Below are 15,261 nucleotides of genomic sequence, written 5' to 3'. Positions count from 1 at the left end.
TTCATGATATTAAAAACAAGTACCCATTTTTGATCAAGTTAAGCCAAAAAAATTTAGTGTTTAAAGTGACGGATGCCTGTAAACACCATCGTAATACCGTATTCATCTGCCTTTTTAATCGAGTCCTCATCACGGACAGAACCACCGGGTTGAATGATGGCTGTAACACCAGCAATAGCCGCCGCTTCAACTGTGTCATCCATTGGGAAGAATGCATCAGAAGCGAGTGCCGCACCTTTTGCTTTTTCACCTGCTTGTTCTAAAGCAATCTTGGCTGCTCCCACTCGGTTCATCTGTCCAGCACCGATACCGTATGTCATTTGTGCGCCACTTACAACAATTGCATTGGATTTCACGTGCTTCACGATTTTCCAGCCTAGTTTCATGGCTGCCCACTCATCTTCAGATGGTTGGCGTTTCGTTGGAATCGTTATGGTTGCATGGTCTAAACCATAAGTATCCAAATCTTGAACGAGTAATCCCCCTTGAATGGATGTTGCTTTTCGTTCGTTCTTTTGCTTACCATCGAAAGCTACTGTTAACAGACGGATATTCTTTTTCGCTGTTAATATCTCTAGTGCTTTCTTAGAAAAGCGAGGAGCTATAATAATTTCAAGGAAAATTTCGCGGAGCATTTCAGCTGTTTCTTGGTCCACTTCACGATTTAATGCGATAATTCCACCAAAAATGGACGTGGAATCTGCTTCATACGCTTTTTTGAACGCTTCAGCAACCGAATCGCCAACCCCAATTCCACACGGATTCATATGCTTAACAGCAACAGCTGCTGGCTCTGCAAATTCATTGACGATCTGTAAAGCAGCATCAGCATCATTAATATTGTTGTATGATAGTTCTTTACCGTGCAATTGTTGCGCATACGCAACAGAAAAAGTAGACCCTAATGGTTTTTGATAAAATGCAGCTTGTTGATGCGGATTTTCCCCATATCGAAGTGATTGTTTTAACGTATAAGTGAGCGTTAAGCTTTCTGGATTTTCTTCCTCGGCAAGCTTTGTCATGTACTCGGATATGACAGCATCATATGAGGCTGTGTGACGGAATACTTTCGCAGCAAGTTTTCGTTTCTTTGCAGCTGATACTTCACCATGTTCAATAAGCTCGGTAAGTACGGAGTCATAATCAGATGGGTCCACAACAACTGTCACAAATTCATGGTTCTTTGCCGCTGAACGAAGCATAGTTGGACCGCCAATATCAATATTCTCAATCGCATCTTCAGGAGTCACATCAGGTTTCGCAATCGTCTGCTGGAATGGATACAAATTGACGCAAACGAGGTCTATTGGTTGAATACGATGTTCTTCTAATTGAGCTTGATGTGCGATATCGTTCCTTCTTGCCAATAATCCGCCGTGAACATTTGGATGCAACGTTTTGACCCTGCCATCTAAAATTTCTGGAAAATCTGTTATATCGCTAATTCCAATCACATCAATTCCATTTTCAACAAGTGTCTTCTTCGTACCCCCAGTAGATACGATTTCAAAGCCTGCCTCTTTAAGACCAATTGCAAATTCTACAATACCTGTTTTATCTGATACACTAATTAATGCACGTTTTGCCATAATGAATCCTCCTATTAGAAAAGCGTAAGCGCTTATTAATGAACTTCGACTACTATTCTCGTCCGATGGAGAACAGCGAAGACAGCACATCCTGTGCACGTCCGACAAGCATAAGACAAGCAAACTGTTAGGGGGCTTATTCTTCCTGTTAGATTGCTTGGCTTATGACTTCGAAGCGTTAAACTGCTTGTGCTAGACACAAAAACTTGTTGAAAAACCATAGACTTTTTAATCCTAAAAGCGCAAGCTACCCGTTCAACCTCCACTAAATAAAATCGTTCAAAAATTAATGAGAAGGAATTGATTTCTCATTCATGAACAACTGCTGAAGCACTTCTGGATAGGTGGTATGCTCTGCTTGTTGAATTCGTTCTTGTAAACGATCTCTCGTATCATTTGCAAGGACTCCGATTTCTTTTTGGGCAATAATTGGACCTGTGTCCATTCCAGCATCCACATAATGAATCGAAAGGCCAGTTACCTTCACACCTGCATCAAACGCTTGACCAATTGCATCTTTACCAGGAAAATTAGGCAATAAAGAAGGATGAATATTCACGATTGCTTCAGGATATTCCTGTAAAAGCGTTGGCCCGATTAATCGCATATATCCGGCCAGGACGATGAATTCAATATTCCGCAATTTAAGCTGTTTTACGATTTCCTGTTCAAAAGCTGCTTTGTCGTGAAAAGATTTTGGAACAAAGCAAAAACTATCAATATTCTCTTTTTCGGCTCTTTGTAAAACATAAGCGGACTCTTTATCACAGACAAGCAAACAAATATCTGCTGCAAGCGTACCTGCCTTAACAGCATCCACAATTGCTTGAAAGTTACTCCCGTTTCCCGATGCAAATACTGCTATTTTTTTCATGATTCACTCGCAATACTTACACCAGGTTGATTGATGACCGTACCAATTTGATACGCCATTTCACCATGTTTTTCAAAAAAGGCTAGAAGCTCGGACGCCTCTTCCTGCTTCACCACAATAGCCATGCCAATACCCATATTAAAAATATTGTACATATCCTCACGACTAATTTTTCCTTTTTCTTCAAGAAGGGAAAATATCGGCGGAATCTCCCAAGATCCTGACTTTATCTCGATTCCTAAATTTTCAGGCATCATTCTCGGTAAATTTTCAACAAATCCACCACCAGTGATGTGCGCCATTCCTTTAACTTCAAACTCACTCAACGCCGCTAAAATTGGCTTTACATAAATTTTAGTCGGCTTTAAAAGTTCTTCCCCTAGTACACAGCCAAGTTCGGGAATAAATTCATTTACGTCCATTTCAGCGTCTTCTAATAAAACTTTACGTACAAGTGAGTAGCCATTGCTATGGATGCCGCTTGACGCTAATCCGATCACACAATCGCCTTGTTTTATTTTTTGACCTGTAATCAGTTTCGTCTTTTCACATGCACCCACAGTAAAACCAGCTAAATCATATTCTTCCTCACTGTACATGCCTGGCATTTCAGCAGTTTCACCACCGATTAATGCACAACCCGCTTGCTCACAGCCTTCTGCAATCCCTTTTACAATGCTTTCGATTTTCTCAGGTTCTGCTTTTCCACAAGCGATATAGTCTAAAAAGTACAGCGGTTCAGCTCCTTGAACAACGATATCATTCACACACATGGCCACACAGTCAATGCCGATGCTGTCATGCTTATTCATCATCATCGCAAGCATAAGCTTCGTGCCCACTCCATCGGTTCCTGAAACGAGCACAGGCTCGCGTAAGTTCAATTGAGATAAATCAAACATGCCGCCAAAACCGCCAAGTCCACTCAATACTCCCGGACGCATCGTTTTCTGAACATGCTTTTTCATGCGTGATACTGCTTCATAACCAGCTTCAATATCGACTCCCGCCGCTTTATACGCATTTGACATGGTGATGATCCTCCTTATTTCAACTTATTATGGTTGTTGACTGCTCATTGGTATATATTTCTGTTGGATAATTTCCAGTAAAGCAAGCGAGACATTGTCCTCGGTTCTCACCCTCAAACGGTCTTCCAATCGCTTCAACCATTCCCTCAACACTTAAAAATGTAAGGGAATCCGCCCCAATAATTTCACGAATTTCTTCAACAGAATTTTCAGAGGCAATTAACTCCTCACGACTAGATGTATCAATTCCATAGAAACATGGATTTTTAATTGGAGGCGAACTGATTAGCACATGTACTTCCCTCGCTCCGGCTTCCTTCAGCATCGTGACAATTCGCTTGCACGTAGTGCCCCGCACAATTGAATCATCAACCATTACAACCCTTTTCCCATCCACAACACCGCGTACTGCAGATAGCTTCATTCTCACACCCTGTTCTCTTAGGGATTGAGAAGGCTGAATAAAAGTGCGACCTACATATCTATTTTTAATTAAACCCATTTCATACGGAATGCCACTTGCTTCTGCATAACCTATGGCAACAGAATTACCTGAATCAGGAACACCTGTTACGACGTCAGCTTCAATTAATTTTTCTACCGCTAGCTGCTTGCCAAGATTTTTCCGTGCTGTATGAACATTGATTCCGCTAATATTACTGTCTGGACGGGAAAAATAAATATATTCCATCGTACACATGGCCCGCTGTGAAGACATGACAAAACGTTCGCTTGTCATCCCTTCATCATTGATGATAAGGAGCTCTCCCGGTTCAATATCACGAACAAATTCCGCACCGACAATATCAAATGCGCATGTTTCAGATGCTATTACATAAGCGCCGCCCAAGATACCAAGAGATAGGGGTCTGAGTCCGTTCGGGTCTAGAGCAACGAGCATTTCTGTTTCTGTCATAATCAGGAAAGCATAAGCACCTTTTAACGAGCTTAATCCATTTGTAACACGACTTTTCAAATCTGAAAAACCGCCTTTACGAATCAAATGTGCTAGTACTTCTGTATCAGAGGTGCTATGAAAGATGCTTCCTTGTGCCTCAAGCTGAGCCTTCAATTGATTGGCATTCACGATGTTTCCATTGTGGGCAAGTGCCATCGCTTCATTTTGGAAATTGAATAAAAATGGTTGGACGTTTTCGTAACCGCCTCCACCTGCCGTTGTATATCTGACATGGCCGATTGCTGCATTTCCAGATAAATTCTTCATTTTCTCGGCAGTAAACACTTCCGTGACCAATCCTTCACCCTTCATTCCTGTCAGCTTTCCGTCCTTAGCTAGAACCATTCCCGCAGCTTCTTGACCACGGTGCTGCAGGCTATGCAAGCCATAATAGGTGATTTGTGCAGCATCTGGGTGTCCCCAAATGCCAAACAAACCACATTCTTCATTCAATCCCTTTAATTCAGCAAGCATGGGATCGCCCCTCTCCAAGCTGACTCTAATTCTTGAACTTTAGCGTCTAGTATTAGGCCGTCCTGCTGATGGGAGATTGTTAATAATCCATTATCTTTTACTTCACCAATGCAATAGGCATCTTGAACGATTCCTTCAAAAGCTTCGCGGTTTTCAGGTGATACAGATACAACGAAACGGGATTGTGTTTCACTGAATAACTCCGTAACTGCTTCATTTTCAACAATGACACGTGCTCCTAAACTTTCTGTACCAAAGAGTGCTTCTGCAAGAGCTACCACGAGTCCTCCTTCTGCAACATCATGTGCTGAGGCAACATAGCCACTTTGAATCGCATTCAAAAGTTGCTTCTGACGTTGTTGTTCTATTTCTAAATCAATGGACGGTGACTGACCAAAGATTTTTCCTTCAAGCATTTTTTGCAATTCACTGCCACCAAATTCTTCTTTAGTCTCACCAATCACATAAATGAGGTCCCCTGAATTTTTAAATTCTTGGGTCGTAATATGGGAAAGATCGTGCACAAGGCCCACCATACCAATAACAGGTGTTGGATAGATTGCTTCACCATTTGTTTCATTATAAAGCGAAACATTCCCTCCAATAACAGGTGTACTCAATGTTCTACACGCTTCACTTATTCCATCCGCTGCCTTCTCAATTTGCCAGAAAATCTCCGGTTTCTCAGGATTACCAAAGTTCAGGTTATCGGTAACCGCTAACGGTTCTGCTCCAGAACAGACGATATTACGTGCTGCTTCAGCAACGGCAATTTTCCCGCCTACTTCTGGATCTAAATAAAGGTAACGAGAATTACAATCTGTTGTCATCGCAAGTGCTTTATTCGTCTCACGAATTCGGACAACTGCAGCATCTGAACCTGGAGCTACAACTGTACTTGTCCGTACCATATAGTCATATTGATTGTAGACCCACTCTTTACTTGCAATTGTTGGCTGGGATAACAGACTGACAAGTGTTTCTTTGAAATTAACGACATTTGGAACTTCAATTTTCATTGCTTGAAAATCTCTGTACAATTGAGGTTCGCTTGATGGCTTATGGTACACAGGAGCCTCTTCAGCTAATGCATCAACCGGAACGTTCGCTACAACACTGCCTTTATGAGTAAGCTTAAGAAGTTTTTCTTCCGTTACCACACCAACAGCAACTGCTTCTAAATCATATTTAGCAAATAAATTGGTAATTTCCTGTTCGCGTCCTTTTTTAACGACAATTAGCATCCGCTCTTGTGATTCTGAGAGCATCATTTCATAAGCAGTCATCCCAGTTTCACGTTGTGGCACAAGATCAAGGTTCATCTCAATCCCAGAACCTGCTTTAGATGCCATCTCTGCCGAAGAGCTTGCAAGCCCTGCCGCTCCCATATCTTGAATCCCGACAAGGGCATCATTATGGATTAATTCAAGACAGGCTTCAAGAAGCAGCTTTTCCATAAACGGATCGCCCACTTGTACAGCAGGACGATTTTCATCAGATGATTCAGTCAATTCTTCAGAAGCAAACGTCGCCCCATGAATCCCATCACGCCCAGTTTTCGCCCCTACATACATGACCGTATTACCGACTCCACGCGCTTGCCCTTTTTGAATATCTTCATGGTTAATCAAACCAACACACATGGCATTTACAAGCGGATTTCCCTCGTAAGAAGGATCGAATTGAATCTCGCCACCAACTGTTGGGATACCGATACAATTCCCATATCCAGCAATACCTGCTACGACTTCTTTAAATAAATATTTGACACGTGCATTATCCAACTCACCGAAACGAAGTGAATTCAGAATCGCAATTGGACGGGCACCCATTGAAAATACGTCGCGAATGATGCCGCCGACACCTGTTGCCGCTCCTTGATAAGGCTCAATCGCAGAAGGGTGATTATGACTTTCAATTTTAAAAACAACCGCCTGACCGTCTCCAATATCAACAATCCCCGCACCTTCACCAGGACCTTGAAGTACTTTATCCCCAGTTACCGGGAACTTTTTTAAAATAGGCTTGGAATTTTTATATGAACAATGTTCTGACCACATGACAGAAAATAAACCAGTTTCTGTATAATTCGGCGTACGTCCCAGGATGTTTTCTACCATCGCAAATTCTTCATCCGAAAGACCCATCTCTGCATACACTCGCTGTGATCTAATTTTTTCCGGGCTTGGTTCAAGCATTAACGACATGGTTTTCCCTCCAATTTCTTACGATTGATTGAAATAATTTTAATCCATCTGCACTTCCAAGTAATTGATCGACTGCACGCTCAGGATGTGGCATCATTCCCAAAACATTTCCACTTTCATTCGTGATTCCTGCAATCCCTTCAAGACTGCCATTCGGATTTTCACCTTCATACGTAAATACAATCTGATTGTTTTGCTTTAAAAGTTTCATGGTTTCTTCATCGCAATAGTAATTCCCTTCACCATGGGCGATCGGAATTGTAATAGTTTCACCTATTTCATAGCTACTCGTAAACACTGTTTTATTATTCTCAACTACTAGCTGAGTTGGTCTACAAATAAACGCTAACTCTCGATTTCTTCTCATCGCACCTGGCAGTAGCCCTGCTTCGAGTAAGATTTGAAATCCGTTGCATACACCTAATACAGGTACTCCTTCGTTCGCCGCTTTCATCACTTCACCCATCACGTTAGAAAAACGAGCTATGGCGCCAGTACGAAGGTAATCGCCATATGAAAATCCTCCAGGCAATAAGATACCATCAAAACCAGCTAGGCTGTCTGCTGTATGGGGCACATATTCTACTTCTTCACCCAATTCATCCTTAATTGCATGAAACATATCAATATCACCGTTGGAGCCTGGAAACACAATCACAGCGAACTTCACAGTGCGACAACCTCCTCAACTTCATAACGGTAATCTTCAATAACGGTATTCGCTAACAGACGCTCGCACATTTCTTTAACTAGAGCATCGATATCCTGATTGTTTTGTTCAATTGTCAGTTCCATATATTTGCCGATTCTCACATCTGACACCGTCTCGTACGACATGCTGTGTAAGGAAGATTTAACGGCTGTTCCTTGTGGATCTAAGACACTTTCTCTTAACGTGATATATACCTTTACTTTATACATGCTTGTAACCTCCAAGTTTTGAATAGATTTTTTCATAGGCCTCTACTAAATTTCCCAAATCGCGGCGGAATACATCCTTATCGAGCTTTTCTTCCGTTTCAACGTCCCATAATCGGCACGTATCTGGAGATATTTCATCCGCCAACAAGATTTCACCATCTGCAAGTTTTCCAAATTCTAGCTTAAAATCAATTAAACAAACTCCAATTTCACTAAAAAAGCTTGATAAAGTTGCATTCACATCTAAAGCTTTTTGTTTCAAAATCCTAACTTCCTCTTCAGATGCTAGCATCAATTCTTTAATATGGTCCTCTGTTAACAATGGATCACCGAGCTTATCATCTTTGTAATAAAATTCAATAAGTGTCTGCTTCAATAGCTGCCCTTCAGGCAATCCAAGGCGCTTAGATAAGTTGCCTGCTACTACATTTCGTACAACAACTTCAAGTGGAATAATAGATACCCTTTTTACAAGTTGCTCTGTGTCGGAAATTTGCTTAATAAAGTGAGAAGTAATTCCAGCTTCATGAAGCTTTAAAAATAGCAAACTAGTAATTCTATTATTCAGCACACCTTTACCGGCGATTTCTGCTTTTTTTTCACCATTGAAGGCCGTTAATGAATCTTTATATTCTACCCAGACAACTTCTTGATTCTCTGTCGCATAAATTCTCTTAGCCTTTCCTTCATAAAGCATTTCTCGCTTTTCCATCTACAAAGCCCCCCATAATAAAGAATATTGGCAATTTTTAAGATACAGCACAGGGTTTTCTTCCAGTAAATACCGACAGCGTCCCTATTTACAGTCCTAAACGATCGAAAATCATATCAACTTGCTTTAAGTGATGATGATAGTCGAAGCAATCATCTAATTCTTCCTTTGTCAGCAAGCTTGTAATCTTGTCATCCTGTTCAAGTAGGCTACGGAAAGGAACTTGCTTCTCCCAAGCCACCATCGCTTTTGGCTGAACCGTATCATAAGCCTCTTCACGTACAAGACCCTTATCAATTAATGTAAGCAATACGCGCTGTGAATAAATTAAACCAAGCGTGCGATCCATATTACGCTTCATATTCTCTGGGTACACCGTTAAGTTTTTCACAATACTCCCAAAGCGATTTAACATATAATTCAGTGCAATCGTTGCATCAGGTAGAATAATTCTTTCTGCTGATGAATGGGAGATGTCACGCTCATGCCATAATGGAACATTCTCATAAGCAGTCATCATATATCCGCGAATGACTCGTGCAAGTCCAGTCATATTCTCTGAGCCAATTGGATTCCGTTTATGTGGCATAGCGGATGAGCCTTTTTGCCCTTTTGCAAAAAACTCTTCTACTTCACGTGTTTCACTTTTTTGTAAGCTGCGAATTTCAACTGCGAATTTTTCAATGCTTGTCGCAATTAAAGCAATGATACTTAGATAATGAGCATGTCGGTCCCTTTGAAGCGTTTGTGTAGAAATTGGCGCTGCTTCAAGCCCTAACTTTTCACAAACGTATTTTTCTACGAATGGATCGATATTAGCAAATGTACCAACCGCTCCCGACATTTTCCCAACCTCAATGCCTGTTATCGCTTCTTTAAAACGCGCTAGGTTTCGTTTCATTTCTTCATGCCATAACGCTAATTTCAAGCCAAATGTTGTCGGCTCTGCATGTACGCCATGCGTACGTCCCATCATGATCGTATATTTATTTTCCTGCGCTTTATTTTTCAAAATATCTACAAATCGCTCTAAGTCGGCTAGCAAGATTTCGTTTGCTTGTTTCAAAATAGAGGATAGGGCCGTATCAACAACATCTGTTGATGTCAATCCGTAATGAACCCATTTCCTTTCCTCACCTAAGGTTTCTGAAACCGCTCTTGTAAAAGCAACGACATCATGACGCGTCTCCTCTTCGATTTCTTTAATGCGATTCATATCAAAAGACGCATTTTCCCGAAGAAGTGCAACATCTTCCTTAGGTATAACACCCAGTTCAGACCATGCTTCACAGGCAAGAATCTCCACTTCAAGCCACGCTTTAAATCGGTTTTCTTCGGTCCAAACTGCTCCCATTTCAGGGCGTGTATAGCGTTCAATCATCGCATGGCCTCCCTTTTCTGCTTGTTACTTATTCCAGATCCCACTTTGTTTAATCTCATCTAGCGCTTGCTCAACTGAGTTTCGCAAAACATTTACATGCCCCATTTTTCGTTTTGGACTAGCTTCTTGCTTTCCATATAAATGAATCTTCCAATCTGCTAACTCTGGGATTGCGTAAAGGATATCATCTAGATGCTCACCAAGGATGTTCACCATCACGACAGGTTTCAACAAATCTGTCTTCCCTAATGGCCAATTGCAGACAGCTCGGATATGTTGCTCAAATTGCGAAGTAAGGCACACCTCCATCGTATAATGGCCAGAATTATGGGGTCTTGGTGCCAACTCGTTTACTATGATCTCATCCTCATCTGTTAAAAACATCTCAACCGCAAGTGTACCAACTAGATTAAGGTTTTCAGCTAGCTGCAAAGCCAGTTTCGTCGCTCTCTGTAAAGCTTTCTCACTGATTCTTGCTGGAACAATACTTTTATGCAAAATATTCTCTCTATGAATATTTTCTGCTACAGGGAAGTACTCCATGTCGCGATTTGAATTCCTAGTAACGATCACAGAAATTTCCTTCGCAAAAGGGATCCATTTCTCCACTACACATATCCCACTTGCTAACAGATTTTCTGCAAAAGCAAGATCGGACTTCTCGCGTAGAACAAGCTGACCTTTACCATCATAGCCGCCACGCGCTGTTTTTAACACGCATGGGTACCCCAAATTTTCGACCGCATCATAAACATCAGTCAAGTTCACTGCGACACTATATGGGGCTACAGGGACACTCGCTTTGGAAATCGCCGCTTTCTCTGTTACGCGGTCCTGTGTAATTTTTAACAGCCCAGCACCTTGTGGTAGATAACTATTCTCTTTCAACCACTCTAAAGCTTCAAAACTCACATTCTCGAATTCATACGTGATAACATCGCTCACTTCAGAAAGTTTTTTTATCGAATCTAAATCATCATAAGCACCATTTATTTCAATATCCGCAACCTGCCCACATGGACAATCTTTTGTCGGATCCAAAACTGCTATACGAAACCCCATTGCCTTTGCAGATAAAGCCATCATTCGTCCCAACTGGCCGCCACCAATAATCCCGATTGTTTGTCCTGGTAAAATTACTTTATTTAAGCTGTTCACTGCTAGTTAGCACCTTTTCCTTTGTTTCGTTTCGAATGGCTTCTAATTTGTCTGCAATTTTTTCATCACTGCTGCCGAGAATTTGAGCAGCCAACAGGCCAGCGTTAACAGCTCCAGCTTTCCCAATAGCTACCGTAGCGACTGGTACTCCCCCAGGCATCTGTACGATTGAAAGCAGTGAATCCATTCCGTTTAATGTCTTCGTTTGTACGGGAACTCCAATAACAGGCAATGTTGTTTTGGCCGCCGTCATACCAGGTAAATGTGCAGCACCGCCAGCTCCAGCTATAATGACTTTAATGCCTCTTTCCCGTGCACTCTCCGCGTAATCAAACAATAAATCGGGTGTACGATGTGCAGAAACCACTCGTTTCTCATATGGTATGTTTATCTGCTCTAATGCTTCACAAGCATGTTTCATCGTTTCCCAATCAGAAACACTTCCCATTATTACACCAACCTGTGCTTTCACTGTCTTCCCCCCAAACTTGTATTAGAAACTGTACTATATATGAAATGAAAAAACGGGCAGCCCTTTCTACATACAAGAGAAAGGTACCTGCCCGGGATGATTAGCCCTTTCTTACAAAAGGACATACATATCCTGAATAAAGGAATCACTTTCTCTCATAGTCCAATAATTTACGGTTATTGGGTAGAAACTTTCGGGCCATATTCCCAGGTATTATATGAGAGATATTAAGTTCACTATCATCTTAACAATCGATACGACTTACGTCAAGACTAAAATCGAATATTACAAATGAATAGATGCTTAACGTTCGTGTTTCACTCATTTGATAACGCTTCAAAGACAATTTTACGAGAAACAGGCTTATAAATGGTCTCTCCTTTTTCTTTTTCTTCTGCAAAAATCGGTTTTTCTATCCTTTTGATAGGAGAATAACCGGCCGCTTTAATCCGGTCCAGACAAGCATCAATGCTTTCTCCTTCTTCCACTTCAAAAACTTCTTTCTTTTTTTTACTCACAAAATCGTCCCTTTCAAAAAGAGCTTTTCTTTTCATTTTTTGATTTCCTTTTCTAAACTATACCAAAAAGTCACTTTTCATGAAAATTTATTAAGCGGCATGTTATTTGTTGTAATCTTTATAGTGCGTGTTCAAAAAGAAGAATATAAAGAGTAGAGTAGTTAGAGGAGTGCACTCCTCTAACCTTTTGCGTATGCAATAATACGTGAGATTCAGAACCAGCATCTAAACAAAGGGAGCACTAAAAAGAAATGAGGTTAATAAGAAATGCCCTCACCAGTCCTTAGCTACAAGTTTTTTTGATTTAGACGGATAAATAAATCATTCTCTCTTTTTCTATTAAATTGAGCAGCGTTTACTGCATACAAAGTGATTCTTCCACATGAATTCTTCATAAAAATACACTATCTTAAATATATCAGCCATTTTTTTCATATATCGGCCAATATTAAATTATATCAGCCGTGAATTAAATTCTAAATCCTAAAAACGACCAAAAGTAACTCATGAAATTAGCTACTTGCGCTAGATGTGAACAGACAAATTAAGTGATTCATGATCCACATAAAGTGAAACTTCAATTAGTGGGGGTCTGCTGCCATGAAAATAACCATTTTCATCATTTTTGATGAAGCTTGCTTCATGTTTGGCTGCCCGTTAATACGGGATAAATAATTTCCTAAACAGCAAAAAAGACCAGCTATAAATAGCTGATCTCTCGAATTGCTTGGCAACGTCCTACTCTCACAGGGGGAGACCCCCAACTACCATCGGCGCTAAAGAGCTTAACTTCCGTGTTCGGAATGGGAACGGGTGTGACCTCTTTGCTATCGCCACCAAACAATAAAGGAATATCATTCCTTCAAAACTAGATAATAAGAAGGGTTTTTGCTTTTTTCAAGAACAATAAGGTTAAGTCCTCGATCGATTAGTATCAGTCAGCTCCACATGTCGCCACGCTTCCACCTCTGACCTATCAACCTGATCATCTTTCAGGGATCTTACTAGCTTACGCTATGGGAAATCTCATCTTGAGGGGGGCTTCATGCTTAGATGCTTTCAGCATTTATCCCGTCCGCACGTAGCTACCCAGCGATGCTCTTGGCAGAACAACTGGTACACCAGCGGTGCGTCCATCCCGGTCCTCTCGTACTAAGGACAGCTCCTCTCAAATTTCCTGCGCCCACGACGGATAGGGACCGAACTGTCTCACGACGTTCTGAACCCAGCTCGCGTACCGCTTTAATGGGCGAACAGCCCAACCCTTGGGACCGACTACAGCCCCAGGATGCGATGAGCCGACATCGAGGTGCCAAACCTCCCCGTCGATGTGGACTCTTGGGGGAGATAAGCCTGTTATCCCCGGGGTAGCTTTTATCCGTTGAGCGATGGCCCTTCCATGCGGAACCACCGGATCACTAAGCCCGACTTTCGTCCCTGCTCGACTTGTAGGTCTCGCAGTCAAGCTCCCTTGTGCCTTTACACTCTACGAATGATTTCCAACCATTCTGAGGGAACCTTTGGGCGCCTCCGTTACATTTTAGGAGGCGACCGCCCCAGTCAAACTGCCCGCCTGACACTGTCTCCCGCCCCGATAAGGGGCGCGGGTTAGAATTTCAATACAGCCAGGGTAGTATCCCACCGACGCCTCGACCGAAGCTAGCGCTCCGGCTTCACAGGCTCCTACCTATCCTGTACAAGCTGTACCAAAATTCAATATCAGGCTGCAGTAAAGCTCCACGGGGTCTTTCCGTCCTGTCGCGGGTAACCTGCATCTTCACAGGTACTATAATTTCACCGAGTCTCTCGTTGAGACAGTGCCCAGATCGTTACGCCTTTCGTGCGGGTCGGAACTTACCCGACAAGGAATTTCGCTACCTTAGGACCGTTATAGTTACGGCCGCCGTTTACTGGGGCTTCAATTCAAAGCTTCGCCTTGCGGCTAACCTCTCCTCTTAACCTTCCAGCACCGGGCAGGCGTCAGCCCCTATACTTCGCCTTGCGGCTTCGCAGAGACCTGTGTTTTTGCTAAACAGTCGCCTGGGCCTATTCACTGCGGCTTTTCCGGGCTATTCACCCTAAAAAGCACCCCTTCTCCCGAAGTTACGGGGTCATTTTGCCGAGTTCCTTAACGAGAGTTCTCTCGCACACCTTAGGATTCTCTCCTCGCCTACCTGTGTCGGTTTGCGGTACGGGCACCCTACATCTCACTAGAGGCTTTTCTTGGCAGCGTGGAATCAGGAACTTCGGTACTATATTTCCCTCGCCATCACAGCTCCGCCTTGATGGAAACGGGATTTTCCTCGTTTCCGGCCTAACTGCTTGGACGCGCATATCCAACAGCGCGCTTACCCTATCCTTCTGCGTCCCCCCATCGCTCAAACGATGTATAGGTGGTACAGGAATATCAACCTGTTGTCCATCGCCTACGCTTTTCAGCCTCGGCTTAGGTCCCGACTAACCCTGAGCGGACGAGCCTTCCTCAGGAAACCTTAGGCATTCGGTGGAAGGGATTCTCACCCTTCTTTCGCTACTCATACCGGCATTCTCACTTCTAAGCGCTCCACCAGTCCTTCCGGTCTAGCTTCAACGCCCTTAGAACGCTCTCCTACCACGGATACCATACGGTATCCATCCACAGCTTCGGTGTTACGTTTAGCCCCGGTACATTTTCGGCGCAGAGTCACTCGACCAGTGAGCTATTACGCACTCTTTAAATGATGGCTGCTTCTGAGCCAACATCCTGGTTGTCTAAGCAACTCCACATCCTTTTCCACTTAACGTAAACTTGGGGACCTTAGCTGGTGGTCTGGGCTGTTTCCCTCTTGACTACGGATCTTATCACTCGCAGTCTGACTCCCGAGAATAAGTATTTGGCATTCGGAGTTTGACTGAATTCGGTAACCCGTTGGGGGCCCCTAGTCCAATCAGTGCTCTACCTCCAATACTCTCATCTCGAGGCTAGC

Annotated in this window: 12 protein-coding genes, 1 rRNA gene, 1 riboswitch and 3 other annotated features; all 13 genes read right to left on the bottom strand. The window is 42.6% G+C overall.

What is annotated here, in order from left to right; all coding sequences use genetic code 11:
* Positions 1 to 53 precede the first annotated feature (53 nt).
* Positions 54 to 1,589 carry a bifunctional phosphoribosylaminoimidazolecarboxamide formyltransferase/IMP cyclohydrolase gene (purH, locus tag AC625_RS01705; protein ID WP_049679709.1) on the bottom strand — a complete coding sequence of 512 codons (1,536 nt, stop codon included), beginning with the start codon at positions 1,587 to 1,589 and terminating at the stop codon, positions 54 to 56.
* A gap of 286 nt (positions 1,590 to 1,875) precedes the next feature.
* Positions 1,876 to 2,463 (bottom strand): phosphoribosylglycinamide formyltransferase, encoded by a 588-nt coding sequence (gene purN / locus AC625_RS01700; protein ID WP_049679708.1) that lies wholly within the window; start codon positions 2,461 to 2,463, stop codon positions 1,876 to 1,878.
* Positions 2,460 to 3,494 (bottom strand): phosphoribosylformylglycinamidine cyclo-ligase, encoded by a 1,035-nt coding sequence (gene purM / locus AC625_RS01695; RefSeq protein WP_049679707.1) that lies wholly within the window; start codon positions 3,492 to 3,494, stop codon positions 2,460 to 2,462. The genes purN and purM overlap by 4 nt, the downstream gene beginning before the upstream one ends.
* A 19-nt stretch (positions 3,495 to 3,513) precedes the next feature.
* Positions 3,514 to 4,926: an amidophosphoribosyltransferase gene (gene purF, locus AC625_RS01690; protein WP_049679706.1), complete on the bottom strand. Its 1,413-nt coding sequence runs from the start codon at positions 4,924 to 4,926 to the stop codon at positions 3,514 to 3,516.
* On the bottom strand, positions 4,911 to 7,133 hold the full coding sequence (gene purL / locus AC625_RS01685; protein ID WP_049679705.1) for a phosphoribosylformylglycinamidine synthase subunit PurL: 2,223 nt from the start codon (positions 7,131 to 7,133) through the stop codon (positions 4,911 to 4,913). Before purL ends, purF begins: the two co-directional genes overlap by 16 nt.
* The gene (purQ, locus tag AC625_RS01680) at positions 7,117 to 7,803 is read right to left on the bottom strand and encodes a phosphoribosylformylglycinamidine synthase subunit PurQ (protein ID WP_049679704.1); all 687 of its coding nucleotides are present in this window, start codon (positions 7,801 to 7,803) and stop codon (positions 7,117 to 7,119) included. Before purQ ends, purL begins: the two co-directional genes overlap by 17 nt.
* On the bottom strand, positions 7,800 to 8,054 hold the full coding sequence (gene purS, locus AC625_RS01675) for a phosphoribosylformylglycinamidine synthase subunit PurS (protein ID WP_049679703.1): 255 nt from the start codon (positions 8,052 to 8,054) through the stop codon (positions 7,800 to 7,802). Before purS ends, purQ begins: the two co-directional genes overlap by 4 nt.
* The gene (purC, locus tag AC625_RS01670; RefSeq protein WP_049679702.1) at positions 8,047 to 8,766 is read right to left on the bottom strand and encodes a phosphoribosylaminoimidazolesuccinocarboxamide synthase; all 720 of its coding nucleotides are present in this window, start codon (positions 8,764 to 8,766) and stop codon (positions 8,047 to 8,049) included. Before purC ends, purS begins: the two co-directional genes overlap by 8 nt.
* 88 nt (positions 8,767 to 8,854) lie before the next feature.
* Positions 8,855 to 10,147: an adenylosuccinate lyase gene (gene purB / locus AC625_RS01665; protein ID WP_049679701.1), complete on the bottom strand. Its 1,293-nt coding sequence runs from the start codon at positions 10,145 to 10,147 to the stop codon at positions 8,855 to 8,857.
* A 24-nt stretch (positions 10,148 to 10,171) separates the two neighbouring features.
* On the bottom strand, positions 10,172 to 11,305 hold the full coding sequence (gene purK, locus AC625_RS01660; RefSeq protein WP_049679700.1) for a 5-(carboxyamino)imidazole ribonucleotide synthase: 1,134 nt from the start codon (positions 11,303 to 11,305) through the stop codon (positions 10,172 to 10,174).
* Complete coding sequence (gene purE / locus AC625_RS01655; protein WP_049679699.1) at positions 11,289 to 11,777, bottom strand: 5-(carboxyamino)imidazole ribonucleotide mutase; 489 nt, start codon at positions 11,775 to 11,777, stop codon at positions 11,289 to 11,291. Before purE ends, purK begins: the two co-directional genes overlap by 17 nt.
* Positions 11,778 to 11,915: 138 nt before the next feature.
* A riboswitch (purine riboswitch) is annotated at positions 11,916 to 12,018 on the bottom strand.
* A gap of 76 nt (positions 12,019 to 12,094) precedes the next feature.
* On the bottom strand, positions 12,095 to 12,295 hold the full coding sequence (locus AC625_RS01650; RefSeq protein WP_049683534.1) for an NETI motif-containing protein: 201 nt from the start codon (positions 12,293 to 12,295) through the stop codon (positions 12,095 to 12,097).
* A 725-nt stretch (positions 12,296 to 13,020) separates the two neighbouring features.
* Positions 13,021 to 13,136, bottom strand: a 5S ribosomal RNA gene (rrf, locus tag AC625_RS01645).
* Positions 13,137 to 13,215: 79 nt separating this feature from the next.
* Positions 13,216 to 14,084, bottom strand: a sequence feature (23S ribosomal RNA rRNA prediction is too short).
* A 1-nt stretch (position 14,085) separates the two neighbouring features.
* Positions 14,086 to 14,833, bottom strand: a sequence feature (23S ribosomal RNA rRNA prediction is too short).
* 11 nt (positions 14,834 to 14,844) lie between these two features.
* Positions 14,845 to 15,261 (bottom strand) — a sequence feature (23S ribosomal RNA rRNA prediction is too short).

It is taken from the genome of Peribacillus loiseleuriae (genome assembly GCF_001183985.1).
Taxonomy (GTDB): Bacteria; Bacillota; Bacilli; order Bacillales; family DSM-1321; genus Peribacillus; species Peribacillus loiseleuriae.
The sequence above is the reverse complement of the archived record's forward strand: the minus strand, read 5'-3'. Positions and strand labels throughout refer to the sequence as shown.

Excerpts from the sequence above, each read along its gene's own strand:
- purH (WP_049679709.1), bottom strand. The coding sequence starts at position 1,589 with ATGGCAAAACGTGCATTAATTAGTGTATCAGATAAAACAGGTATTGTA.
- purN (WP_049679708.1), bottom strand. The coding sequence starts at position 2,463 with ATGAAAAAAATAGCAGTATTTGCATCGGGAAACGGGAGTAACTTTCAA.
- purM (WP_049679707.1), bottom strand. The coding sequence starts at position 3,494 with ATGTCAAATGCGTATAAAGCGGCGGGAGTCGATATTGAAGCTGGTTAT.
- purF (WP_049679706.1), bottom strand. The coding sequence starts at position 4,926 with ATGCTTGCTGAATTAAAGGGATTGAATGAAGAATGTGGTTTGTTTGGC.
- purL (WP_049679705.1), bottom strand. The coding sequence starts at position 7,133 with ATGTCGTTAATGCTTGAACCAAGCCCGGAAAAAATTAGATCACAGCGA.
- purS (WP_049679703.1), bottom strand. The coding sequence starts at position 8,054 with ATGTATAAAGTAAAGGTATATATCACGTTAAGAGAAAGTGTCTTAGAT.
- purC (WP_049679702.1), bottom strand. The coding sequence starts at position 8,766 with ATGGAAAAGCGAGAAATGCTTTATGAAGGAAAGGCTAAGAGAATTTAT.
- purB (WP_049679701.1), bottom strand. The coding sequence starts at position 10,147 with ATGATTGAACGCTATACACGCCCTGAAATGGGAGCAGTTTGGACCGAA.